Below are 23,293 nucleotides of genomic sequence, written 5' to 3'. Positions count from 1 at the left end.
GCCGCACCCACGGGGTGCGGCGGCCCTCGGCGTATTCCTAGACAGGTACGGCAGGATGTGGCCCATGCCCAGTGCAGAGATGACGCCCGCGAGCAAGCACGAGCCCGAGCCCGTGCGGTCCGCCCCGGCGGAACCGGTGCGGCCGACCCGGGAGGACGAGATCGCCGCGGTCGGGAGTGAGCTGATCGGTGGCCCCATCGGGCGCCGCGCCCTCCTCGGGACGTCCTGGTGGACTCCCGTCCGGGTGATCGCGCTCGTCGCGATCGGCATGTTCGCCCTCGGCCTCATCCAGAAGGCGCCCTGCTACCACAGTGCCTGGTTCTTCGGCGCGAGCTCGCAGTACACACACGCCTGCTACTCAGACATCCCGCACCTGTACCAGGGGCGTGGTTTCGCCGACGGGCTGGTGCCGTACTTCGACAAGCTCCCGGGCGACATGGACTACCTCGAGTACCCGGTGCTGACCGGTGTGTTCATGGAGGTGGCCGCCTGGCTCACGCCCGGCAGCGGCAGCATCCAGCACCAGGAGCAGTGGTACTGGTTCGTCAACGCCGGGATGCTGATGGTGTGCGCGGCCGTCATCGCCGTCTGTGTGACCCGCACCCATCGCCGCCGCCCCTGGGACGGACTGCTGGTCGCTCTGGCGCCCGCTGTCGCGCTCACCGCCACCATCAACTGGGATCTGCTCGCGGTGGCCCTCACGGCCGCCGCGATGCTCATGTGGTCGCGGGGACGGGCTCTGGCCTTCGGAGTCCTGCTGGGGCTCGCCACGGCCGCCAAGCTCTACCCGGTCTTTCTGCTCGGTCCGCTGCTCGTGCTGTGCTGGCGGGCCGGCAAATGGCGGGAGTTCTTCCAGGCAGCCGGTGGCGCGGTGGTCGCATGGCTGGTCGTGAATCTGCCAGTGATGCTCTTCGCCTTCCAGGGCTGGTCGAAGTTCTACACGTTCAGCCATGACCGGGGCGTCGACTTCGGCTCCTTCTGGCTGATCTGGGCGCAGAACTCGAGCAACCCGCCCACCACCGACTTCGTGAACACCGCGGCCACCGTACTGGTGGTCCTGTGCTTCCTCGGCATCGCGGCACTCGCGCTCACCGCCCCGCGCCGACCGCGCTTCGCCCAGCTCGCCTTCCTGATGGTGGCGGCCTTCATCCTCACCAACAAGGTCTACTCCCCGCAGTACGTCCTGTGGCTGGTGCCGCTCGCGGTCCTCGCCCGGCCCAAGTGGCGGGACTTCCTGATCTGGCAGGCGTGCGAGGTGGCGTACTTCCTGGGCATCTGGATGTACCTCGCCTACACGACCAGCGGAGACGCGCACAAGGGCCTGCCGACGCAGGGGTATCACTGGGCGATCGCGATGCACCTGCTGGGCACGCTGTACCTGTGCGCCGTCGTTGTGCGGGACATCCTCATGCCCGAGCGGGACGTGGTGCGCCGGTCCGGGGACGACGACCCGTCGGGCGGGGTGCTCGACGGCGCGGAGGACGTCTTCGTACTCGGTGCGGCGGCCCATCCCCCACGGCACGCCGCCCACTTCGACGCGCCTCAGGTGGACTGGGGAAGGCCCGAACCGCAGCCGCAGAAGGACCGTTCGCTCTGAGCGAACACCCTTTCGGCGGGCCCCCGCTGGAGCGTGAAGAAGGCCGTACACGAGCGATTCGTGTACGGCCTTCGCGCTCCAGCAGCCCGGACAGGACCTAGCGGTCCACGATCCGGTCGAACTGTGTGGTGGTGTGCCGCAGATGGGCGACCAGCTCGTCGCCGACCGTCGGCTCGGGGGCGTCCGACGGGACGAACAGGATCGACACCTGCATGTGCGGCGGCTCGGCGAACCAGCGTTGCTTGCCGCCCCAGACGAACGGAGAAAGGTTCCGGTTGACGGTGGCGAGGCCGGCCCGTGCGACGCCCTTGGCGCGTGGCATGACGCCGTGCAGGGCCTTGGGGGCCTCCAGGCCCACCCCGTGCGACGTACCGCCCGCCACGACCACCAGGAAACCGTCGGAGGCCGCCTTCTGCTGCCGGTAGCCGAAACGGTCTCCCTTGGCCACGCGCGTGACGTCCAGGACGGCGCCCCGGTACTCCGTGGCCTCGTGGTCCCCCAGCCACAGCCGCGTGCCGATGCGGGCGCGGAACCGGGTCTGCGGGAACTGCTGCTGGAGCCGGATGAGTTCCTCGGCCTTGAGATGGCTGACGAACATGGTGTGCAGCGGCAGTCGGGCCGCGCGCAGCCGGTCCATCCAGCCGATGACCTCCTCGACGGCGTCCGAGCCGTCGGTGCGGTCCAGCGGCAGGTGGATCGCGAAGCCTTCCAGCCGGACGTTCTCGATGGCGGCGTGCAGCTGCGGCAGATCCTGCTCGCTGATGCCGTGCCGCTTCATCGAGGACATCACCTCGATGACGACACGGGCGCCCACGAGGCCGTACACGCCGTCGATCGACGACACCGAGCGGATGACCCGGTCCGGCAGCGGGACGGGTTCCTCACCGCGCCGGTACGGCGTCAGCACCAGCAGGTCACCGCCGAAGAAGTCCTTGATGCGCGCGGCCTCGTACGTGGTGCCGACGGCGAGGACGTCCGCGCCCAGGCGCGTCGCCTCCTCGGCCAGCCGTTCGTGTCCGAAGCCGTAGCCGTTGCCCTTGCAGACCGGGACGAGGCCCGGGAACTGCTCCTGCACGTGCTTGTGGTGCGCCCGCCAGCGCGCGGTGTCGACGTAGAGCGTGAGCGCCATGGCCGGACCCGGAACCTTTCTTGTGGCTGCGGTGAATCAGAGGTGTGAAGGCTGCAAAGCCTATGGAATCAAACGTCCGCGGCTCAGCGGCGCGACATGTAGATGTCGAGCGCCTTGTGGAGCAGCTTGTTCAGCGGGAAGTCCCACTCGCCGAGGTACTCGGCGGCCTGGCCGCCCGTGCCGACCTTGAACTGGATCAGGCCGAACAGGTGATCCGTCTCGTCCAGCGAGTCGGAGATGCCGCGCAGGTCGTAGACGGTGGCGCCGAGCGCGTAGGCGTCGCGCAGCATCCGCCACTGCATGGCGTTCGAGGGCCGGACCTCACGGCCGATGTTGTCGGAGGCGCCGTAGGAGTACCAGACGTGGCCGCCGACGATCAGCATGGTCGCGGCGGACAGGTTCACGCCGTTGTGGCGGGCGAAGTACAGCCGCATGCGGTTGGGGTCCTCGGTGTTGAGGGCCGTCCACATGCGCTGGAAGTACGACAGCGGGCGCGGCCGGAAGTGGTCGCGCACGGCCGTGATCTCGTACAGCCGCTGCCACTCGGCCAGGTCCTGGTAGCCGCCCTGGACGACCTCGACACCGGCCTTCTCGGCCTTCTTGATGTTGCGGCGCCACAGCTGGTTGAAGTTCTTGTGGACCTCTTCCAGGGAGCGGTTGGCCAGCGGCACCTGGAAGACGTAGCGGGGCTGCACGTCGCCGAAGCCGGCTCCGCCGTCCTCGCCCTGCTGCCAGCCCATGCGGCGCAGCTTGTCGGCGACCTCGAAGGCGCGCGGCTCGATGAAGTCGGCCTCCATGTCGCGCAGGCGCTTCACATCGGGGCTCTGGATGCCCCGCTTGATCGTCTCTGCACTCCAGCGGCGGATGATCACCGGCGGACCCATCTTCACCGAGAAGGCGCCCTGCTGCTTGAGGTGGGCCAGCATCGGCTGGATCCAGTCGTCCAGGTTCGGCGCGAACCAGTTGATGACCGGGCCCTCGGGGAGGTAGGCGAGGTAGCGCTTGATCTTGGGGAGCTGGCGGTAGAGGACCAGGCCCGCGCCGACCATCTCGCCCGTACGCTCGTCGAACCAGCCGAGGCTCTCCGAGCGCCACTCCGCCTTCACATCTGCCCAGGCCGGGACCTGCATGTGGCTCGCCGCCGGCAGGCTCTGGATGTAGGCCAGATGCTGCTCGCGGCTGATGGTCCTCAGGGTCAGGCTCATGTCGGGGCGCTCCTCGGGCTGGTGTGTCCCCATGGGTACAGGGGCTCCGGCTCTCGCGCCGAAGCCTACTGCGCCTGGCAAGCGCCCCGACTGGGCGTACGGCACCAGCGTCCCGGCTGTGGGCCGCCGGGGCGCTTTCACGGTGTCCGGCGAAGGTGCCGGATCCGGGGCGTCCGGGAGGTGCCGGACCGCCGTTCGGGAGGGTCAGCCGATGAGCCCGCCGAACAGCCCGCCGTTCGCCATGCCGAGCATGAAGCCGACTCCGGAGGCACCGAGACCCAGGATCAGACCGAAGCGCTGCCGCGTGGTCTCCGAGATCCACTGTCCGTACATGCCGGTGAGGATCCCCAGCAGGCCGCACCAGGACGCGAGCAGATGAAGACCGGGGAAGAAGGACGTGGCGAAGGCCAGCACGCCGAGGGCCAGCGTGGCGATCGCCAAACCGTCCTGGAGCGGATGGGGCTTGCCGTCGGTGGCGAACAGGGATCCGGCGGTGTTGGGTCGCAATGCCTGCTGTTGTGCCATGAGGCACCTCCTGCGGATCGCGGCGCACTGTAGCGCCTTACACACCCGATGTGTACAGATTGGCGGCCCCCACGGCCGGATTTCAACCGGAAGCCGGTGTGCAGGTAGTCTGTACCGTCTGCACCGGTGTCTGCCCAGGCCTTTCCAGGTCACTGCGGGGATTCCCAGCGGAGCCCCTCGATTGTCAGTGGTGGCCGATACCGTTGCGTACGCATCACAACCCTCCTGCCACGGAACGACCGTGGCCGCTGAGTCCAAAGGAGGTGGGTTCCACATGCGTCACTACGAGGTGATGGTCATCCTCGACCCCGATCTGGAGGAGCGCGCTGTCGCCCCCCTGATCGAGAACTTCCTCTCCGTCGTCCGTGAGGGCAACGGCAAGGTCGAGAAGGTCGACACCTGGGGCCGTCGTCGTCTCTCGTACGAGATCAAGAAGAAGCCCGAGGGCATCTACTCGGTCATCGACCTGCAGGCCGAGCCTGCGGTCGTGAAGGAGCTCGACCGCCAGATGAACCTGAACGAGTCGGTCCTCCGGACCAAGGTCCTCCGCCCCGAGACCCACTGAGCTCTCCCGCTCAGCTGATCTCGGGATTCGAGTAGCAGCAACCAAGCAGCCAGAGCAGCAAACCCGCCGAGAGGTTCCCCCATGGCAGGCGAGACCGTCATCACGGTCGTCGGCAACCTTGTCGATGACCCCGAGCTGCGCTTCACCCCGTCCGGTGCGGCGGTCGCGAAGTTCCGCGTCGCGTCCACTCCCCGCACCTTCGACCGTCAGACCAACGAGTGGAAGGACGGCGAGAGCCTCTTCCTGACCTGCTCGGTCTGGCGTCAGGCGGCGGAGAACGTCGCCGAGTCGCTCCAGCGAGGCATGCGCGTCATCGTGCAGGGCCGGCTGAAGCAGCGGTCCTACGAGGACCGTGAGGGTGTCAAGCGCACGGTCTACGAACTGGACGTCGAGGAAGTGGGCGCCAGCCTCCGCAACGCCACGGCCAAGGTCACCAAGACCGCCGGTGGCGCCCGCGGTGGCCAGGGTGGTTACGGCGGCGGTGGCGGCCAGGGTGGCGGCGGCTGGGGCGGCGGCTCCGGTGGCGGCCAGCAGGGCGGCGGCGCTCCGGCTGACGACCCGTGGGCCTCCGGCGCTCCCGCCGGTGGTAACCAGGGTGGCGGCGGCTGGGGTGGAAACTCCGGCGGCGGCGGTGGCGGCGGCTACTCGGACGAGCCCCCCTTCTAGGTCTTCGGACCGAGGGCGGGTCGTACCCACACTTCTTGATCACACAGGAGAAACACCATGGCGAAGCCGCCTGTGCGCAAGCCGAAGAAGAAGGTCTGCGCTTTCTGCAAGGACAAGGTCACGTACGTGGACTACAAGGACACGAACATGCTGCGGAAGTTCATTTCCGACCGCGGCAAGATCCGTGCCCGCCGCGTGACCGGCAACTGCACGCAGCACCAGCGTGACGTCGCCACGGCCGTCAAGAACAGCCGTGAGATGGCGCTGCTGCCCTACACCTCCACCGCGCGATAAGGGAAGGGTGACAGACACATGAAGATCATCCTCACCCACGAGGTCTCCGGCCTCGGTGCCGCGGGCGACGTCGTCGACGTCAAGGACGGTTACGCTCGCAACTACCTGATCCCGCGGAAGTTCGCTATCCGCTGGACCAAGGGTGGCGAGAAGGACGTCGCGCAGATCCGCCGCGCCCGCAAGATCCACGAGATCCAGACCATCGAGCAGGCCAACGCTGTGAAGGCCCAGCTCGAGGGCGTCAAGGTCCGTCTGGCCGTCCGCTCCGGCCACGCCGGTCGTCTCTTCGGTTCCGTCACCCCGGCCGACATCGCTTCCGCGATCAAGGCTTCCGGTGGCCCCGAGGTCGACAAGCGCCGCATCGAGCTGTCCGCCCCGATCAAGACCCTGGGCGCCCACGAGACGTCCGTGCGTCTGCACCCCGAGGTTGCCGCCAAGGTCAACGTCGAGGTCGTCGCGGCCTGATCGCCGCGTGATCGCTGCGCTCGCTTGAGCCGGTGAAAGGGGCCGCACCCTTGACGGGGTGCGGCCCCTTTCCCATGCCTGAGGTGCACGTCGCTCCGACGCCGGAGTTGCGGTCCGCTCATGTTTCACGTGAAACGGTCAACGCGTTGCGCCCGTCACGATCCAGCGGCCCGATCGGGCGCGCAGCCACAGGGTGGCCAACCTGACCGTCATCATGAGTGTCATGGCGGCCCACAGGGCGGTGAGACCTCCGCCCAGTGTGGGGACGAGCAGCGCCACAGGGGCAAACACCGCCAAAGTGATCACCATCGCCCAGGCCAGGTACGGTCCGTCGCCGGCGCCCATCAGTACACCGTCCAGGACGAAGACGATCCCGCAGACGGGCTGGGAGAGGGCCACCATCAGCAGAGCAGGCAGCGCGGTGTCCTTGACCAGGGAGTCTCCGGTGAACAGCGGGAGGAACAGCGGCCGGGCCGCCACTACGAGCAGGCCGAGTGCGACACCGGTGGCGATGCCCCACTGGACCATGCGGCGACAGGCCTCACGGGCGCCTCGGGCGTCGTCAGCACCGAGATAGCGGCCGATGATGGCTTGCCCGGCGATGGCTATCGCATCGAGGGCGAAGGCCAGCAGGCTCCACAGGGACAGGATGATCTGGTGGGCGGCTATGTCGGCGTCACCGAGACGTGCCGCGACGGCCGTGGCGATCACCAGGATCGCCCGCAGGGACAGCGTGCGCACGAGCAGGGGCACTCCGGCCTGTGCCGAGGCCCGGATGCCGGCGGCGTCCGGGCGCAGGGAGGCGCCGTGCCGCCGGGCTCCGCGGACGACCACGTTCAGGTAGACGGCAGCCATGCCGCACTGGGCGATGACGGTGCCCCAGGCGGAGCCGGCGATGCCGAGTCCGGCGCCATAGACGAGTCCCGCGTTGAGTCCGGCGTTGGCGACGAAGCCCGCGACGGCGACGTACAGCGGGGTCTTGGTGTCCTGCAGACCGCGGAGCACACCGGTGGCGGCGAGGACGACCAGCATGGCCGGGATACCGAGTGCGGAGATGCGCAGATACGTGGTGGCGAAGGGGGCCGCGGTGGGCGATGCGCCGAAGAGATCCACGATGCCCGGAGCCAACGGGAGGACGAGGGCGATGACCGTCCCGCCGAGGAGGAGGGCCAGCCAGATGCCGTCCATGCCCTGACGGATGGCCGCTTGAAGATTGCCGGCGCCGACCCGTCGTGCCACGGCGGCCGTGGTGGCGTAGGCGAGAAAGACGAAGACGCTCACGGCCGTCGTGAGGAGGACTGAGGCCACACCGAGACCGGCGAGCTGAGCGGTCCCGAGGTGGCCGACGATCGCGCTGTCGGCCATGACGAAGAGAGGCTCGGCGACGAGTGCGCCGAAGGCCGGAACGGCCAGCGTGACGATCTCTCGGTCGTGCCGCCGGCGGGTGGCCTGGGGTGTCGCGGGAGCCTGTGTCATGAGCACCAATCTAATCGTCCACAGGTAAGAGATGCAATTGGCCAGTGCCCCTTACTATCCATCGTGACCGGTGCACTTTCGTGCACCGTTCGAAGCGATCTTGGGCCGACTGGGGAAGTTTTTCTTCTGCACAGCCAGTGGATGGCAAAGATGCAGGTCAGCGCGGTCTTCATGGTGGGATCGAGGGCTTGTTCACAGCGCTGTCCACCGGGTCGTGCACAGGTTTCGGCGGGTTCTCCACAGCATCGGGGCCGTCGTCCACATGGCCTGTGGATAACCAGATTGGCTGACGGTGCCGAGGGGCCTACCGTGGTCCGGCGCCCGCTCCTTCCCTCGACCCGGGAAACGTCACAAAAACGACGCGTCAGAACCGGAGTTGGGCCTCTCGATTTGTCAGTGTCGTGCCGTACAAAAGAGGGCACGGCGAGGTCCGCCGTGCGGACGGGAGGAGGTGGCTCGGTGAGCATTTCCGAGCCCTTGGACGATCCGTGGGCGGACAGCGGGCCCAGCGATCGTCTGCCGACCGCCCGTCGGAGGGGTGAGGCCGGCCGGGGTCGTGACGAGCAGCACGACCGGGGCCGGGAGAACGGCGATTGGGACGGCGGAGGCTCTTCCTTCGAGCGGGTGCCCCCGCAGGACCTGGACGCCGAGCAGTCCGTTCTGGGCGGCATGCTGCTGTCCAAGGACGCCATCGCCGACGTCGTCGAGATCCTCAAGGGCCACGACTTCTACAAGCCCGCGCACGAGACGATCTACCAGGCGATCCTGGACATCTACGCGAAGGGCGAGCCGGCCGACCCCATCACCATTGCCGCCGAACTCACCAAGCGCGGTGAGATCAACAAGGTCGGCGGCGCGTCGTACCTCCACACCCTCGTCCAGACGGTGCCCACGGCGGCGAACGCCGAGTACTACGCGGAGATCGTCCACGAACGAGCGGTCCTGCGCCGCCTGGTCGAGGCCGGCACCCGCATCACGCAGATGGGATACGCGGCCGACGACGACGTCGACGAGATCGTCAACCGCGCCCAGGCCGAGATCTACGCGGTCACCGAGCAGCGCACCAGCGAGGACTACCTGCCGCTCGGCGACATCATGGAGGGCGCCCTCGACGAGATCGAGGCGATCGGCTCGCGCAGTGGCGAGATGACCGGTGTGCCCACGGGATTCACGGACTTCGACTCGCTGACGAACGGTCTGCACCCCGGCCAGATGATCGTCATCGCGGCCCGTCCCGCCATGGGTAAGTCGACCCTCGCGCTGGACTTCGCGCGAGCCGCCTCGATCAAGAACAACCTCCCCAGCGTCATCTTCTCGCTGGAAATGGGCCGCAACGAGATCGCCATGCGTCTGCTGTCGGCCGAGGCCCGCGTCGCCCTGCACCACATGCGGTCCGGAACGATGACCGACGAGGACTGGACCCGGCTCGCCCGACGCATGCCGGACGTCTCCGCCGCGCCCCTCTACATCGACGACTCCCCGAACCTGTCGATGATGGAGATCCGGGCCAAGTGCCGGCGCCTGAAGCAGCGCAACGACCTGAAGCTGGTCGTCATCGACTACCTCCAGCTGATGCAGTCCGGCGGCTCCAAGCGCGCCGAGAGCCGTCAGCAGGAGGTCTCGGACATGTCCCGTAACCTCAAGCTGCTCGCCAAGGAACTGGAGATCCCGGTCATCGCGCTCTCCCAGCTGAACCGTGGTCCCGAACAGCGCACCGACAAGAAGCCGATGGTCTCCGATCTGCGTGAGTCAGGCTCCATCGAGCAGGACGCCGACATGGTCATCCTGCTGCACCGCGAGGACGCCTACGAGAAGGAGTCCCCGCGCGCGGGCGAGGCCGACCTGATCGTCGCCAAGCACCGAAACGGTCCCACGGCGACGATCACCGTCGCCTTCCAGGGCCACTACTCCCGATTCGTGGACATGGCGCAGACCTGACCCGGCCGGACAACCGGCGAATTGAACTCGACGTCTGGGCCGTCAGCGGATGGACTGGGCCCATGACATCTGAGGAAGAGCTGCTCCCGGAGACCCGCCGGGCGTTGTTGCACCGGATCGCTGTAGCCCAGACCGAAGGACGGGCGCCGTCGCTGGTCGCCGCGGTCGTGCGGGGAGGGCGGACCGTCTGGCAGGGCGCCCGGAGTTCGGTGGACGGGCACGCCCCCGACGACACCGTGCAGTACCGGATCGGGTCCATCACCAAGACGTTCACCGCCGTGCTGGTGCTGAGGCTGCGTGACGAGGGTCTGCTCGATCTCGGTGATCCCCTGGAGAAGCATCTGCCGGGCACCGGCGCCGGCGAGGCGACGATCGCCGAACTGCTCGCACACACCGGAGGCCTGGCGGCGGAGTCCCCCGGGCCCTGGTGGGAGCGGACCCCGGGCTCGTTGCGCCCCGAGCTGAGTGATGTCCTCGGTGAGCAGCCCCTCCTGCACCCCGTCGGACGACGCCACCACTATTCCAATCCGGGCTACACGTTGCTCGGCGCACTGGTGGAGGAGCTCCGGGGCGCCCCCTGGGAGGAGGTGCTGCGCCGTGAGGTACTCGAACCGCTCGGTCTGCACCGCACCAGCGCCCAGCCGCAGGCGCCGCATGCAGGTGGCTGGGCCGTGCACCCCTGGGCGGACGCGCTGCTGCCCGAGCCGCTGGAGGACCTCGGCCGGATGGCGCCCGCCGGTCAGCTGTGGTCCACCACCGGGGATCTCGCGCGGTTCGCCGCCTTCCTGGCCGGGGGAGACGACCGGGTGCTGAGCGCGGAATCGGTGCGTGAGATGCGGACACCTGCGGCGCCCGCGGAAGCCGCCGATGTGGTGGACGGGGCCACCTACGGGCTCGGTATGCAGCTTCAGCACCGTGACGGCAGGCTCCTCGTGGGGCACTCCGGCTCACTCCCGGGTTTCCTCGCGAACCTCACCATCGGCGTGGACGACGATGTGGCGGCGGTGGTGCTGGCGAACTGCACCAGCGGCCCGCTGCTCGGGGCGGTGGGTGCCGACCTGGTGCGTATCGTCGCCGAGGCGGAACCGCGCATCCCCGAGCCCTGGCGGCCGCTGCGTGCAGTGGACCCGGCGGTACTGGAGTTGGCGGGGCAGTGGTACTGGGGGACCCATGCCTTCGCCCTGCGGGCGACGGCCGACGGGCTGCTTGCCCTGGGACCGCTGGCCGGTGGCGGACGCCGGGCACGTTTCCGCTCGAACGGAGACGGGACGTGGACGGGCCTGGAGGGGTACTACGCCGGAGAGCTGCTCCGTCCCGTACGGCGAGCGGACGGTTCCCTGAGCCATCTCGACCTCGGGTCGTTCGTGTTCACCCGGCAGCCCTACGAGGAGGACGCCGGGGTGCCCGGTGGCGTGGACCCGCAGGGCTGGCGGGGGATCGCGGACTAGCCGGTCGGCCGGGGCGGCGTTTCACGTGAAACGCCGCCCCGCTCGTCGTTAGAGCTGAAGCTTGAAGCCCACGTGCGAGGCGGTGAAGCCGAGCCGCTCGTAGAAACGATGGGCGTCCGTGCGGCTGCGGTCGGAGGTGAGCTGCACCAACTGGCAGCCCTGGCGACGGGATTCCTCGGTTGCCCATTCGATGAGCTGTGTGCCCAGACCGCTGCCGCGTTCGTCGGCGTGGATGCGGACGGCTTCGATGATCGAGCGGGTCGCTCCCTTGCGGGAGAGCCCGGGGATGATCGTGAGCTGGAGAGTGCCGACCACTCGGCCGTCGCGGACGGCGACCACAAGGTGCTGATTCGGATCCGCGTTCAGCCGCTCCAGCGCAGCCAGGTACGGCGTCAGGTCATCGGGTGACTCGCGCTGGGCGCCCAGATGATCGTCGGCCAGCATGGCGACGATCACCGGCAGGTCGTCCGTGGTCGCACGGCGTACTTCAAGATCTCCCATGGCCGCACCCTATGCGGGCACGTTCAGGGACTCCACGACCCGTACCAGCGGGGCCAGCTCGGGGCTTCGGGCCGCCTCGTCCAGGGCCTCGCGCAGCGCGGCGTCATTGGTGGGCCGCGACTCTTCCAGCAGCCGCAGCCCCGCAGCGGTGACGTTGGTGTAGATACCGCGACGGTCGGTGGGACACAGGTAGCGCTCCAGCAGGTCGCGGTCCTCCAGGCGGGTCACCAGGCGGGTGGTGGCGCTCTGGCTGAGGACGACCGCGTCGGCGATCTGCTTCATCTGGAGATGGCCGCCCTCACCGTCGTGCTGCCGGCTGAGCACGTCGAGCAGGGAGTACTCGCGCACGCTCAGGTCGTGCTTCGCCTGCAGGGCGCGCTCTATGTGCGCCTCGATCCTCCCGTGCAGCAGGGAGAGGGCGCACCAGCCCTGGGCAAGGGCGGTGAGCGCGGGGTCCGTCGCTGTCATCGGCGTTCTCCTCCGTCCCGGAGCGGCTGCATCCAGGGTAGAGCACACCCGCAATAGTCCGCGCTTGCGATTAACCCGCGTCTGCAATTATTGTGAACGCTTGTAAAGCGCTCCTGCAATCGTTTGGGAAGGTGTACCCCTCCATGCCTCTCGCGCTTCTGGCCCTCGCGATCGGGGCCTTCGGAATCGGAACGACAGAGTTCGTGATCATGGGCTTGCTGCCCGAGGTGGCGGGTGACTTCGGGGTGTCCATCCCCACGGCGGGCCTGCTCGTGACCGGATACGCCCTTGGTGTGGTGATCGGCGCCCCGCTGATGACCCTCCTCGGCACCAAGGTCCCGCGCAAGCGGATGCTGATGCTGCTGATGGGTCTGTTCATCGCCGGAAACCTGCTCTCCGCCGTGGCGCCCACCTTCGGGATCATGCTGATCGGACGGGTGGTCGCCTCCCTCGCCCACGGAGCCTTCTTCGGCATCGGTTCGGTCGTCGCGGCCGAGCTGGTGGCTCCCGACAAGAAGGCCGGCGCCATCGCCATGATGTTCACCGGCCTGACCGTCGCCAACGTCGTCGGCGTCCCGCTGGGCACCCTCATCGGGCAGAACATCGGCTGGCGGGTCACCTTCGGCATCGTCGCCGCGCTGGGTCTCGTGGGGCTGGCCGGCATTGTCAAGCTGGTGCCCGAGATGCCGCGGCTGCAGGGCGTGCACCTGCGGCACGAACTGGCCGCCTTCAAGAACTCCCAGGTCCTGCTCGCCATGGCGATGACCGTCCTGGGCTTCGGCGGTGTCTTCGCGGCCATCACCTACATAGCGCCGATGATGACCCACATCGCGGGCTTCGCCGACGGGTCGGTCACCTGGCTGCTGGTCCTGTTCGGCCTCGGCATGGTCGGCGGCAATCTCATCGGTGGCAAGTTCGCCGACCGCGCGCTGATGCCGATGCTGTACGTCTCGCTGGGTGCCCTGGCCGTCGTCCTCGCGCTCTTCACGCTGACCGCGCACAACAAGATCGCGGCTGCCATGACCATCGCCCTGATCGGCGCCCTCGGCTTTGCGACCGTCCCGCCGTTGCAGAAGCGCGTCCTCGACCAGGCGCACGGCGCCCCGACGCTGGCGTCGGCCGTGAACATCGGCGCCTTCAACCTGGGCAACGCCCTCTCCGCCTGGCTCGGCGGCATCGTGATCGCGGCCGGCTTCGGCTACACGGCCCCCAACTGGGTCGGCGCCGCCCTCGCCGCGGCCGCCCTGGTCCTCGCTGTCCTCTCGGCCGCCCTGGAGCGCCGCGACAGCGCACGCAGCGCCGTAGTGGCCTCCCGGACGCCCACCGCGCACCGGACACCCGTTCACCACTGAGCCGCAGGCCGGACAGCTTCACCACTCGAACCCGGTCGGTCCGGACGTCGGGGCGCGCATCGCCCCGGCCCATGCCGGCCCGGACGTCCGGGCGCGCACCGCCCGGCCCAGGCGTCACCACCTCACCCGCACGCACCACCGCACCCAGGAGAACGCTCCATGAGCACCGCCATCGCCGCCCCTCTCACGATCGAGGACGCCGAACTGCTCGTCGCCACGGCCCGGCGCGCGGCCGAGGAGGCCGGGGTCACCGTCAGCGTCACCGTCCTGGACGCCGGCGGTCACCTGCTCGCCTTCCGCCGGGACGACCGGGCCGTACTCATCTCCGGCGAGACCAGCACCCGCAAGGCGTACACGGCGCTCCAGCTGAACGCGGCCACCGCAGAGCTGGTCGACGCCGTGCAGCCCGGAGGCCCCTTCTACACGCTGCCCACGGCTCTCGACAGGCCCCTGCTGTTCATTGCGGGCGGCATCCCCGTCCACCGGGACGGCCGTCTGATCGGCGCGATCGGCGTCGGTGGCGGAGCGCCGGAGCAGGACCACGGCTTCGCCTCCGCGGCCGTCCGGGCGCTCGCCTGATCAGACTCGCCGAGCGTGACGACGCCGGCCCCCGCTCTGCAGCGGTGGGCCGGCGTGTGCCGTGCGCGCCTTCAGCCCGCGGCCACCGTCAGCGGTGCGAACCGTCGCGTCCAGTCCCCCGGAAGATCCGTGATGCCGTAGGTCATGACCGCGTTGAAGGCCACCGGGGCGAGGCCGCGCGCCTTCGCCCAGGCCAGCAGCTCCTCGTGACGTACGTCGATGTCGGTGCGCAGCGGGCGGTCCGTGCGGGACGCGAGCGAGGCGATGAGGGCCTGGGCCGTCTGTGTGTCCCGGGCGATCAGCGGGCCGACGACATGGGTGTCCATATTGGGCCAGGCTGCCGTGTAGCCGATGATCCGGCCGCCGTCCTCGGCCACGCGCAACTGGTCGGCGAAGGCGGGCAGGCGCGTGATGAGGGGAGTGCGATCGGCACCGAACACCTCCTCGTCGAGCTGGACGATCGAGGGAAGGTCCTCCGCGGTGGCAGCACGTGTCGCCACCCGGGATTCCGGTCCACCGGGGGTGAAACGGCCCTTCAGCATCTCCGCCCGGCCGATGACCTTGAAACCCAGCTCCTCGTAGAGCGGGCGCCCGTTCGGGGTGGCATGCAAAGTCAGCGGTGTGGTGCCCATGGCCGACACGACATGCCGCATCAGGCGGCGTCCGACGCCCTGCCCAGCATGGCGCTCGGCCACCAGGACCATGCCGATGGCGCCCAGATCCGACCGGTCCCAGGAGCCGTACTCCGTGACGACGCAGGCGGCGACGAGTCCGCCCTCGGGGTCGTCGATGCCGTAGCCCTTGCCGGCCGTGAGGAGGAAGCCCCACTTGTGTTCCTCGCGTGGCCACCCCCGATCTTCGGACAAGTCGGCGCAGGCAGGGAGATCCCGGAGCGTCAGACGGCGGATGGGCAGAGCGGGGAGAGCAGGAGTCGGCACGCAGGTCAGGCTGTCCGACCGGCGCCCCTGACGTCCACCTGTTTCGACGAGGACGCAGGCGCTTTTGGCCATGTCGTGGCCAATCCCACAAGCCGTAGACAGGCGTGAGTGTTTCACGTGAAACATCGGCAGCCCGTTAGCCTCGGGCCCCATGGCGAGACTTCATCTCTTCGACCTTGACGGCACTTTGCTGCACGGCACCACCGCGCCGGTGGAGATTTCGCGCCAGTTGGGCAGAGAGGCGGAGACCGTGGCCCTCGACCGGGCGATGGCCGAGGGGAGGGTCGGTCCGCCGGAGTATGCCACCAGGGTGTACGACCTCTGGACAGATCTCACCGAGGCGCATGTGAGCGCGGCCTTCGAAGCGGCTCCGTGGCTGGCCCGGATCCGCGAGGTCTGGGCGGAGATCAGGGACGCGGGCGACTACTGCGCCGTCGTGTCGCTCTCACCGTCCTTCTTTGTGGAACGACTCCTCGGCTGGGGTGCGCACGCGGCCCACGGTTCGCGCTTCCCGACCGTGCCGTTCACCGAGCCCGTCGATCCGGCCGGGGTGCTCAGCGCCGCGGCCAAGGTGACCATCGCGGATCGGCTCTGTGAACAGTTCGGGGTGTCGCGGGCGGACTGTGTCGCGTACGGCGATTCGCTCTCGGACAAGGATCTCTTTGCTGCCGTACCGGTTTCCGTGGCGGTGAATGCGGATGGCCACCTGTCCGGGCTCGCCACGTACTCCTACACGGGACGGGACCTGTGGGATGCCTATGAATTGGCGAGGGCCGTCCGCTAATTGAAGGAATTCACGGTGCGCGCCTCGTTCGTTTCGTGAGTACGCAAGACGGGGCTTGTGTGCCTGGCCACGGCCGGTAGGGTCGACTCCGGTTCACGTCCGGGATGGAGCACACGCATCCCGTGCGGGCCGAGAGCAGGGCAGACAGCCTAACGGGACGAAGAGATCGAGTACCCGCGTTTCCGGGTGCACGGCCGCGGTATCTGCTCGGGATGGGATGCTGCGGAGAAAGTGCTACGGCTGGCCGCCCGCCGGGGGAAAGCATGCACCTTCCAGGAGGAGGTGCGCAGACCGACCGAGAGATGTTCGAGGCGAGGGCACACCATGGACGCGCCGACCACCACATCGGGGGAGAACAGCACAGCGGGCGGTGGCGGCTGGTTCACGCCGCGCCCGACGCCATCGGATCCGCCGCCGGACGGTGATCAGGAACCGGCAGAGGACCACGGACTCACCGTGGTACGACCCACAGGCGGGCCGCCCGAAGCAGGCGCGGCCCGCCCCACGACCGACGGCCCCGGGGCATCTGCCCCGCAGCTCGCCGGGCCCTTCCCGTCGCGCCCAGCCGGCCCTCAGCCCATACCCGTGCAGTCCTCCGCCGCGTCCGTGGGCAACGCCTCCCCGGACGCTCTCGTCATCCGGCGCACGATGGCCGAGATCGCTCCCGTCGCCGACAAGGTCACCTCCTACTTCTACGCGCTTCTCTTCGTCCGCCATCCCGAGGTACGGCCGATGTTCCCGGCCGCCATGGACGTCCAGCGGGAGCGGCTACTGAGGGCGCTGCTCACCGCGGCCGAGCACATCGACAACGTGCCCGTCCTCGTCGACTACCTGCAGAACCTGGGTCGCGGGCACCGCAAGTACGGCACCCGGCCCGAGCACTACCCGGCCGTGGGCGAATGCCTGATCGGCGCCCTGAGCCAGTACGCCGCCGTCTGGAACCCGGAGACCGAGGCGGCCTGGGTACGGGCCTACACGACGATCTCCCAGGTGATGATCGACGCCGCGGCGGCGGACGAACTGCGAGCCCCTGCCTGGTGGCATGCCGAGGTCGTCGCCCATGACCTCCGGACCTCCGACGTCGTGGTCCTCACCGTCCGCCCCGACCATCCGTACCCGTTCCTCGCCGGGCAGTACACCAGCGTGGAGACGCCCTGGTGGCCCCGGGTTTGGCGGCACTACTCCTTTGCCTCGGCTCCCCGCTCGGACGGCCTGCTGACGTTCCATGTGAAGGCGGTTCCGGCAGGCTGGGTCTCCAACGCGCTGGTGCACCGCGCCCGGCCCGGAGACGTCATACGCCTCGGTCCGCCGGCCGGCTCGATGACCGTCGACCACACCACCGCCAGCGGACTGCTCTGCCTGGGCGGCGGCACCGGCATAGCGCCCATCAAGGCCCTGGTCGAGGATGTCGCCGAGCACGGCGAGCGCCGTCCGGTCGAGGTGTTCTACGGCGCCCGCACCGACCATGACCTCTACGACATCGACACCATGCTCAGGCTCCAGCAGAGCCACCCGTGGCTCTCGGTCCGGGCGGTCATCGACCAGCAGAGCCATCTCCAGCTTCCTGACGCCATAAGGGAGTACGGCCCCTGGAACGAGTACGACGCCTATCTCTCGGGACCGCCCGGAATGATCCGCAGCGGCGTCGACGCACTGCGCAACAGCGGGATTCCCTCGGACCGCATACGGCACGACTCGGTCGAGGACCTGGTCGCCGTCGGCTACTGAGAGGGTTACCGGCTATCCGAGGTCGGGGGCGTGCATGGCACGGACTCCCTCGATGTTGCCGTCGAGATAGTGCCGCAGCGACAACGGGACGAGGTGGACGGAAGCGATGCCGACCCGGGTGAACGGCACGCGGACGATCTCGTACTCGCCGGCCGGCTCCTCCATTTCGGGGCCGTGGCGCAGCGAGGGATCCATGGACTCCAGCCGGCAGACGAAGAAGTGCTGTACCTTCACGCCGGTCGCGCCACCGTCCTCACCGATGTGTTCCACGGTGTCCACGAAGCAGGGCACGACGTCGGTGATCTTGGCGCCGAGCTCCTCGTACACCTCGCGGTGCAGGGCGTCGACGACGGTCGGGTCCGCGGGTTCGACCCCGCCACCGGGAGTGACCCAGTAGGGATCGACACCGGGCTTGGTGCGCTTGATCAGGATCAGGTCGTCACCGTCCAGAAGAACGGCACGGGCGGTGCGCTTGACCACGGGTCGGACGGTCATGGGAGAAATGTGGCCCGGCTGGTTCCACGTGAAACATCGCGCAACGCCACCGGTCGAGCGCATCGCGTCAACCTCGCGAAAAGGAGGCTCAGCACCAGCTCGTGGCCGCCCTCTGGAGCCACTCGTGGGCCCGCGCGATATGGGGCATGGCGAGCGTGCCCGTACGCACGACAAGGAAATACGTGCGCAGCGGTGGCACCGCAGGGTCGTGCAGCGTGACGACCTCGCCGCGGTCGAGGCCCGACGCGCACAGATATCGGGGCAGCACGGCCAGTCCGGCGCCGGCGATCGCACAGGCGAGCACGGCGCGCAGATCGGGGACGATGACCGTGCCCGAGGCGGCCGGGCGCGAGTCGAAGACGGAGGCCCAGTAGCGCGAGACGAAGGGCAGTGACTCGTGGACCTCGACGACGGGCAGGTTCTCCAGGGCGGGTGCCCCCTTGAGGCGCAGCGCTCCCGGGCCGATCTGCTCGGCCCAGCGCGGGGCGGCGACCAGCACGTGCTCCTCGTCGCACAGCGGGGTGGCGGTCAGCAGGGCGCCGCGGGGCCTGGCGGTGCTGATGGCCAGGTCATGGTGTCCGGCGGCCAGCCCCTCCAGCGTTTCTTCCGCGGTGCCGAAGGAGGTGCGCAGAGCGAAGCCCTGGCCGTCGTCGCCGGTCAGTTCCGTCAGGGCGGGAAGCGCGCGTTCGGCGGTGAACTCCGGCGGGCCGGCCAGGTGCAGCGTCCGTAGCGAGGACTCGTCGTCCAGGCCGCTCTCGGCTATCTCCACCAGGGCGTCGAGGTGGGGCGCCGCCTTGTGGGCGAGTTCGTCGCCGATGGTCGTGGGGGTCACCCCACGGGCCTGCCGCAGGAACAGGGGGCGGCCCAGCTGACGTTCGAGGGTGCGGATCTGCGAGGTCACAGCTGGTTGGGAGAGGCCCAGCAGGGCGGCGGCGCGGGTGAAGGAGCCGGCCCGGTGCACGGTCACGAAAGTGCGCAGCAAGGCCAGATCCATGGCGTGTTCTCCCTTTTCCCTGCCCCTTCTCCGGCCCCCAGGCAGGCACCAACTATAAATAAGTCGATAGGTCTCTGTCGCTACCGTGATTGGACACTGACAGAGAGTCAACTAGCCTTGTTCGCACGGTTCTTCGCGCGCGGAACCGCAGGCGGTCCGAGCCACGAGGGGGGAGGCTCGGACCGCCCCGGAAGGCCCGCAGACAGGCCCTCCGCTCACTCGGCGGACTCGTCCAGGGCACGCAGGACGTCCGCCACCAGATCCTCGGGGTCCTCGGCGCCGACGGACATGCGGATGAAGCCCTCCGGGACCGCGTCCCCGCCCCAGCGGCCACGGCGTTCGGCCGTGGAGCGGACGCCGCCGAAGCTCGTCGCGTCCTCGACCAGGCGCAGCGTCGCGAGGAAACGCTCGGCCCGGGCCCGCGAGGGCAGCGTGAAGGAGACCACGCAGCCGTAACGGCGCATCTGCTGTGAGGCGACCTTGTGGGAGGGGTCGTCGGGCAGCCCCGGATAGCGCAGCCCGGAGATGTCGGGCCGCTTGCGCAGCTCCTCGGCGAGTGCGAGTGCGGTGGCGTTCTGCCGGTCCACACGCAGCTGGAGCGTGGCGATGGAGCGGTGCGCGAGCCAGGCCTCCATGGGGCCCAGGATCGCGCCGACGATCTTGCGCCAGCGGCGTACGGCGGCCATCGCATCGGCGTCGCGTCCGGTGACGTAGCCCAGCAGGAGGTCACCGTGCCCGGTCAGCTGTTTGGTGCCGCTGGCCACGGAGAAGTCGGCCCCCAACTCCAGCGGGCGCTGCCCGAGCGGGGTGGCGAGGGTGTTGTCGACGGCCACCAGCGTGCCCCGCTCATGTGCCGCCTCCACCAGCCGCCGGATGTCGCACACGTCGAGCCCCGGGTTCGACGGCGACTCGATCCACAGCAGGCGTGCGCCGTCGAGGACCTCCAGCTGGGCGTCACCGCCGGTGGGCGCGGTGCGCACCTCGATGCCGTACGCCTCCAGCTGGGTGCGGACCATGGGCAGCACCTGATAGCCGTCGGAGGGCAGCACGACCGCGTCACCGGCGCGCAGCTGGGAGAACAGCACCGCGGAGATCGCCGCCATGCCGGAGGCGAACACCAGCGTCTCGACGTCGTCCCGCCCGGGCGCCTCCAGCTCGCCGATGGCGCGCTCCAGCAGCGTCCAGGTGGGGTTGTCGTCGCGGCCGTAGGAGTACGGTCCCGTCACCTCGCCCGGCAGATGGAAGTGCGCGGCGAACACCGGCCCGGGCAGGGTCGGCTCGTGCTTCACCGCCTCGGGCAGGCCCGCCCGGACCGCGCGTGTGCCGTCACCGGTGTGGTCGTCCTTGGTGGCGTCGCTCATGCGGCCCGTCCCTCCAGTCGTTCCCGTACGGCGGCGAGCAGGCCAGTGCTCGCCGCCTCCACCATCTCAAGGCACTCCTCGAAGCCGTCCAGGCCGCCGTAGTACGGATCGGGCACGTCGAGGTCGTCGCCGGCCGCGGGGTCGTACGAACGCAGCAGGCGCACCTTGCGCGCGTCCTCCTCGGTGGGCGCCAGACGGCGCAGGGCCTTGAGATGACCGGTGTCGAGGGCGATCACGAGGTCGAGGCCGGCGAACCAGGAGGCCTCGAAGCGGCGTGCCGTGTGGCCGGTGCCGTAGCCGCGCTCCTCGAGGACCGAGACGGTGCGCGGGTCCGCGGCCTCCCCCTCGTGCCAGCCGCCGGTGCCGGCGCTGCCGGTCTCCACCCGGCTGTCGAGACCGGCCTCTTCGACGCGCGTGCGGAAGACGGATTCGGCCATCGGGGAGCGGCAGATGTTCCCCGTGCACACGAAGCAGACGCGGTAGGTCATGGCCTGCTCAGTCCTCGTCGGGCAGGACGACATGCAGCGCCCAGGAGACGACGGAGATGATCAGACCGCCGACCACGGCCGTCCAGAAGCCCTCCACGTGGAAGCTCAGGTCGAGCTTGCCGCACACCCACGACGTCAGCAGCAGCATCAGCGCGTTGACGATCAGGGTGATCAGCCCGAGGGTCAGAATGAACAGCGGAAAGGTGAGCACCTTCACGATCGGCTTGACCAGGAAGTTCACCAGGCCGAAGATCAGCGCGACGACGATCAGCGTGCCGATCTTCTTGCCCGTGCTGTCACCGGTCAGGGTGATCTTGTCGAGCAGCCACACGGCGACCGCCAGGGCACCTGCGTTGGCGATTGTCTTGACTACGAAATTCTTCATGTGTCTGATCGTGGCAGACCAGATCTACGGTGAGCAGTGGGGCGAGGACGGGCGACGGCGATGAAGGCATTCCGGCTGGACGAACTGGAGGCGGAGCGCGCCGCCAACGAGGGGGCCTACCTTCAGTTTCTGCGGGAGCGGAACATGTCGGTCGGCCTGTACGCCCTGAACGCGGGCGAGCACGACCCGCAGAAGCCGCACAACCAGGACGAGGTGTACTTCGTCGTCAGCGGCCGGGCATCGATCACGGTCGGCCTGGAGACGACCCAGGTGGCGCGGGGCAGCGTGGTGTACGTGCCGGCCGGGGTCGCCCACAAGTTCCACCACATCAGCGAGGACCTGAGGGTTCTGGTCGTCTTCTCTCCGCCTGAGGCCTGAGCCCGGGCCCCGGGATTCCCTAGGGGTCGGGTCAGGGGAGGACAAGGGACGCGAGGCCTCCGCGGGACCCCCTGGTGGCCCTAGCATCGAGTGCAGACATCGGGAACTGCGTCCACGAGAGCGTGCAGCACGCCGTGAACGCAACGGAACGCAAAGGACGAGGGCAATGCGAGAGATCTTCGCGGGGCTGCCGTGGTGGGTGAAGTGGGTCGCGGTGCCGGTCATCGCCCTGGTCGTGTTCGGCGGCCTGATAGCGAGCGTGGTCGGCTTCGTGATCGGCCTGCTCTTCAAGGCGCTGATCTTCGTCGCCCTGGTCGGCGGACTGATCTACATCGTGCGGAAGTTCATGTCGAACTCCTCGTCGCGCAGCGACTGGTGAGGATCGCGGGACCGGTGAGCGGTAACGGGAGTCACCGGTTCCCTCGCGGGAGGGAAGTTTCCCCGGCGGGCCGTCTGCATGCGGTGGCGGGCGGTTAGAGTCCGGAACCCCAAGCGGGGCCCGGGCCCCGCAGGGCGGCGTACACCCCCACCCGTGCGTCTCCGCACGGGCTGCCCCACCCTCGCGCTTCGGGAGTGCCCCTTGGCCACGGTCGACACCGCACCGGCAGAACCACACGCACCCCTCACCCGGCCGCGTTCCTGCACACCTCCCGTGCAGCGGCCACCCGCCACAGCCGTCCCCGGACAACCGGACTCCGGCGATGCCGCGGGGCAGACGCCCGCCGCGACGCTCATCGGATCCGTCCAGCGCGCCATGCGCCTGCTGGAGACCGTCGCGGCCCACGAGTACGGCGCTCCTGCCAAACAACTGGCCCGCGAGACCGGCCTCGCTCTGCCCACGACCTATCACCTGCTGCGCACCCTCGTGCACGAGGGCTATCTGCGCCGCGAGAAAGGGCTGTTCTTCCTCGGCGACGCGGCCGAGCGGCTGAGTAGCAGCGGAGCGCAGCAGAAACGTCGCAGCACGGTGGCCGACACTCTCGCGCACTGGCGCGATGCCCTTGGTGTGCCGGTGTACTACGCGATGTACCGGGACGGCGAGATCGAGGTCGTCTGTGTGTCCGACTCGCCGGAGACACCGGCTGTCGAGGAGTGGGCCGACTTCCGTGAGACCGGGCATGCGCACGCGGTCGGGCAGTGTCTGCTCTCCCAGCTGGACGAGGAGGCCCGCCGCGACCATCTGGCCCGCTATCCCGTGCAGTACCTCACTCCGTACACCGTGCGTGACAACCACGCCCTGCTGCGCCGCCTGGCCAGAATGCCGCGGATGGAGCCGGTGGTGGAGCGTCAGGAGTACGCGCTCGGGACGGTCTGCGCGGCGATTCCGGTCACCATCGGCACCACGGCGTCCACGGTCGCCCTGTCGCTCCCCTTCCACCAGAGCGACCGGCTGCTGCCCGCCGCCCACCGGCTGCAGGCCGACATCGGGCGCCATCTGGGCTCGCTGGCGCTCTCTATCAGTATCTGAAAACTCACTCCTTGTGATCTGTCGTGTACGTTGAGCAAGATTTGACCACGGTCGGAGGGTGTTAAT

26 protein-coding genes are annotated in these 23,293 nt (G+C 69.0%); 14 read left to right on the top strand and 12 right to left on the bottom strand.

From position 1 onward, the window contains the following. Positions 1-64: 64 nt before the first annotated feature. The gene (locus AB0H32_RS07345; protein ID WP_361115649.1) at positions 65-1,597 is read left to right on the top strand and encodes a glycosyltransferase 87 family protein; all 1,533 of its coding nucleotides are present in this window, start codon (positions 65-67) and stop codon (positions 1,595-1,597) included. Positions 1,598-1,694: 97 nt separating this feature from the next. On the opposite strand, the gene AB0H32_RS07340 is transcribed toward AB0H32_RS07345, so the two are convergent. The 3 genes from AB0H32_RS07340 to AB0H32_RS07330 all read right to left on the bottom strand — a co-directional run bounded on the left by AB0H32_RS07340 (position 1,695) and on the right by AB0H32_RS07330 (position 4,456). Further along, complete coding sequence (locus AB0H32_RS07340; RefSeq protein ID WP_361115646.1) at positions 1,695-2,726, bottom strand: alanine racemase; 1,032 nt, start codon at positions 2,724-2,726, stop codon at positions 1,695-1,697. 83 nt (positions 2,727-2,809) lie between these two features. After that, positions 2,810-3,931 (bottom strand): peptidoglycan bridge formation glycyltransferase FemX, encoded by a 1,122-nt coding sequence (gene femX / locus AB0H32_RS07335; RefSeq protein WP_361115643.1) that lies wholly within the window; start codon positions 3,929-3,931, stop codon positions 2,810-2,812. Positions 3,932-4,135: 204 nt separating this feature from the next. Beyond that, entirely contained in the window at positions 4,136-4,456 is a 321-nt protein-coding gene (locus AB0H32_RS07330; RefSeq protein WP_361115640.1) for a hypothetical protein, read from the bottom strand. 274 nt (positions 4,457-4,730) lie between these two features. Between AB0H32_RS07330 and rpsF the strand changes: the two genes are divergently transcribed. The 4 genes from rpsF to rplI all read left to right on the top strand — a co-directional run bounded on the left by rpsF (position 4,731) and on the right by rplI (position 6,446). Further along, complete coding sequence (gene rpsF, locus AB0H32_RS07325) at positions 4,731-5,021, top strand: 30S ribosomal protein S6 (RefSeq protein ID WP_005482942.1); 291 nt, start codon at positions 4,731-4,733, stop codon at positions 5,019-5,021. Positions 5,022-5,102: 81 nt separating this feature from the next. Beyond that, positions 5,103-5,687, top strand: coding sequence for a single-stranded DNA-binding protein (locus tag AB0H32_RS07320; protein ID WP_361115637.1), 585 nt, complete (start codon positions 5,103-5,105; stop codon positions 5,685-5,687). Between the two features lie 57 nt (positions 5,688-5,744). Continuing rightward, entirely contained in the window at positions 5,745-5,981 is a 237-nt protein-coding gene (rpsR, locus tag AB0H32_RS07315) for a 30S ribosomal protein S18 (RefSeq protein WP_003949403.1), read from the top strand. A gap of 18 nt (positions 5,982-5,999) precedes the next feature. After that, a complete protein-coding gene (gene rplI / locus AB0H32_RS07310) occupies positions 6,000-6,446 on the top strand; it encodes a 50S ribosomal protein L9 (protein WP_361115634.1) in 447 nt (148 codons plus the stop codon). A gap of 138 nt (positions 6,447-6,584) precedes the next feature. Here rplI and AB0H32_RS07305 read toward each other — a convergent pair whose 3' ends face one another. Continuing rightward, positions 6,585-7,922 carry an MATE family efflux transporter gene (locus AB0H32_RS07305; RefSeq protein ID WP_361115631.1) on the bottom strand — a complete coding sequence of 446 codons (1,338 nt, stop codon included), beginning with the start codon at positions 7,920-7,922 and terminating at the stop codon, positions 6,585-6,587. Between the two features lie 459 nt (positions 7,923-8,381). Between AB0H32_RS07305 and dnaB the strand changes: the two genes are divergently transcribed. Further along, a complete protein-coding gene (gene dnaB / locus AB0H32_RS07300) occupies positions 8,382-9,860 on the top strand; it encodes a replicative DNA helicase (protein WP_361115628.1) in 1,479 nt (492 codons plus the stop codon). A gap of 62 nt (positions 9,861-9,922) precedes the next feature. Next, positions 9,923-11,308 (top strand): serine hydrolase domain-containing protein, encoded by a 1,386-nt coding sequence (locus tag AB0H32_RS07295; RefSeq protein WP_361115625.1) that lies wholly within the window; start codon positions 9,923-9,925, stop codon positions 11,306-11,308. Between the two features lie 48 nt (positions 11,309-11,356). On the opposite strand, the gene AB0H32_RS07290 is transcribed toward AB0H32_RS07295, so the two are convergent. Continuing rightward, positions 11,357-11,809 (bottom strand): GNAT family N-acetyltransferase, encoded by a 453-nt coding sequence (locus AB0H32_RS07290; RefSeq protein ID WP_361115622.1) that lies wholly within the window; start codon positions 11,807-11,809, stop codon positions 11,357-11,359. Between the two features lie 9 nt (positions 11,810-11,818). Beyond that, positions 11,819-12,277 carry a MarR family transcriptional regulator gene (locus AB0H32_RS07285; protein ID WP_361115619.1) on the bottom strand — a complete coding sequence of 153 codons (459 nt, stop codon included), beginning with the start codon at positions 12,275-12,277 and terminating at the stop codon, positions 11,819-11,821. A gap of 143 nt (positions 12,278-12,420) precedes the next feature. Between AB0H32_RS07285 and AB0H32_RS07280 the strand changes: the two genes are divergently transcribed. Further along, complete coding sequence (locus AB0H32_RS07280; RefSeq protein WP_361115616.1) at positions 12,421-13,629, top strand: MFS transporter; 1,209 nt, start codon at positions 12,421-12,423, stop codon at positions 13,627-13,629. A gap of 159 nt (positions 13,630-13,788) precedes the next feature. Beyond that, complete coding sequence (locus tag AB0H32_RS07275) at positions 13,789-14,208, top strand: heme-binding protein (RefSeq protein WP_361115612.1); 420 nt, start codon at positions 13,789-13,791, stop codon at positions 14,206-14,208. A 71-nt stretch (positions 14,209-14,279) separates the two neighbouring features. On the opposite strand, the gene AB0H32_RS07270 is transcribed toward AB0H32_RS07275, so the two are convergent. Continuing rightward, the gene (locus AB0H32_RS07270) at positions 14,280-15,146 is read right to left on the bottom strand and encodes a GNAT family N-acetyltransferase (RefSeq protein ID WP_361115609.1); all 867 of its coding nucleotides are present in this window, start codon (positions 15,144-15,146) and stop codon (positions 14,280-14,282) included. A 151-nt stretch (positions 15,147-15,297) separates the two neighbouring features. Here AB0H32_RS07270 and AB0H32_RS07265 point away from each other — a divergent pair, with 151 nt between their 5' ends. Both AB0H32_RS07265 and AB0H32_RS07260 read left to right on the top strand, forming a co-directional pair. Then, positions 15,298-15,930, top strand: a complete 633-nt coding sequence (locus AB0H32_RS07265; RefSeq protein ID WP_361115606.1) for an HAD-IB family phosphatase — start codon at positions 15,298-15,300, stop codon at positions 15,928-15,930. A 585-nt stretch (positions 15,931-16,515) separates the two neighbouring features. After that, complete coding sequence (locus AB0H32_RS07260; RefSeq protein ID WP_361115603.1) at positions 16,516-17,658, top strand: globin domain-containing protein; 1,143 nt, start codon at positions 16,516-16,518, stop codon at positions 17,656-17,658. Positions 17,659-17,670: 12 nt separating this feature from the next. On the opposite strand, the gene AB0H32_RS07255 is transcribed toward AB0H32_RS07260, so the two are convergent. The 5 genes from AB0H32_RS07255 to AB0H32_RS07235 all read right to left on the bottom strand — a co-directional run bounded on the left by AB0H32_RS07255 (position 17,671) and on the right by AB0H32_RS07235 (position 21,381). Then, the gene (locus AB0H32_RS07255; protein ID WP_361115600.1) at positions 17,671-18,153 is read right to left on the bottom strand and encodes an NUDIX hydrolase; all 483 of its coding nucleotides are present in this window, start codon (positions 18,151-18,153) and stop codon (positions 17,671-17,673) included. An 88-nt stretch (positions 18,154-18,241) separates the two neighbouring features. Then, positions 18,242-19,147, bottom strand: a complete 906-nt coding sequence (locus tag AB0H32_RS07250) for a LysR family transcriptional regulator (RefSeq protein WP_361115597.1) — start codon at positions 19,145-19,147, stop codon at positions 18,242-18,244. Between the two features lie 215 nt (positions 19,148-19,362). Then, positions 19,363-20,508 carry a cystathionine gamma-lyase gene (locus tag AB0H32_RS07245; protein WP_361115594.1) on the bottom strand — a complete coding sequence of 382 codons (1,146 nt, stop codon included), beginning with the start codon at positions 20,506-20,508 and terminating at the stop codon, positions 19,363-19,365. Continuing rightward, positions 20,505-20,996 carry a low molecular weight protein-tyrosine-phosphatase gene (locus tag AB0H32_RS07240; protein ID WP_361115591.1) on the bottom strand — a complete coding sequence of 164 codons (492 nt, stop codon included), beginning with the start codon at positions 20,994-20,996 and terminating at the stop codon, positions 20,505-20,507. Before AB0H32_RS07240 ends, AB0H32_RS07245 begins: the two co-directional genes overlap by 4 nt. A gap of 7 nt (positions 20,997-21,003) precedes the next feature. After that, positions 21,004-21,381 carry a phage holin family protein gene (locus AB0H32_RS07235; protein WP_361115588.1) on the bottom strand — a complete coding sequence of 126 codons (378 nt, stop codon included), beginning with the start codon at positions 21,379-21,381 and terminating at the stop codon, positions 21,004-21,006. Positions 21,382-21,441: 60 nt separating this feature from the next. Here AB0H32_RS07235 and AB0H32_RS07230 point away from each other — a divergent pair, with 60 nt between their 5' ends. The 3 genes from AB0H32_RS07230 (at position 21,442) to AB0H32_RS07220 (ending at position 23,227) form a co-directional block, all read left to right on the top strand. Beyond that, on the top strand, positions 21,442-21,759 hold the full coding sequence (locus tag AB0H32_RS07230; protein WP_100827154.1) for a cupin domain-containing protein: 318 nt from the start codon (positions 21,442-21,444) through the stop codon (positions 21,757-21,759). Positions 21,760-21,925: 166 nt separating this feature from the next. Beyond that, on the top strand, positions 21,926-22,138 hold the full coding sequence (locus AB0H32_RS07225; protein WP_361115583.1) for a DUF5326 family protein: 213 nt from the start codon (positions 21,926-21,928) through the stop codon (positions 22,136-22,138). A 201-nt stretch (positions 22,139-22,339) separates the two neighbouring features. After that, positions 22,340-23,227 (top strand): helix-turn-helix domain-containing protein, encoded by an 888-nt coding sequence (locus tag AB0H32_RS07220; RefSeq protein WP_361115580.1) that lies wholly within the window; start codon positions 22,340-22,342, stop codon positions 23,225-23,227. The last annotated feature ends 66 nt before the right edge of the window (positions 23,228-23,293 follow it).

This window comes from Streptomyces sp. NPDC020362, from assembly GCF_040642095.1.
GTDB lineage: Bacteria > Actinomycetota > Actinomycetes > Streptomycetales > Streptomycetaceae > Streptomyces.
This window is presented reverse-complemented; position numbering and strand designations above follow the sequence as displayed.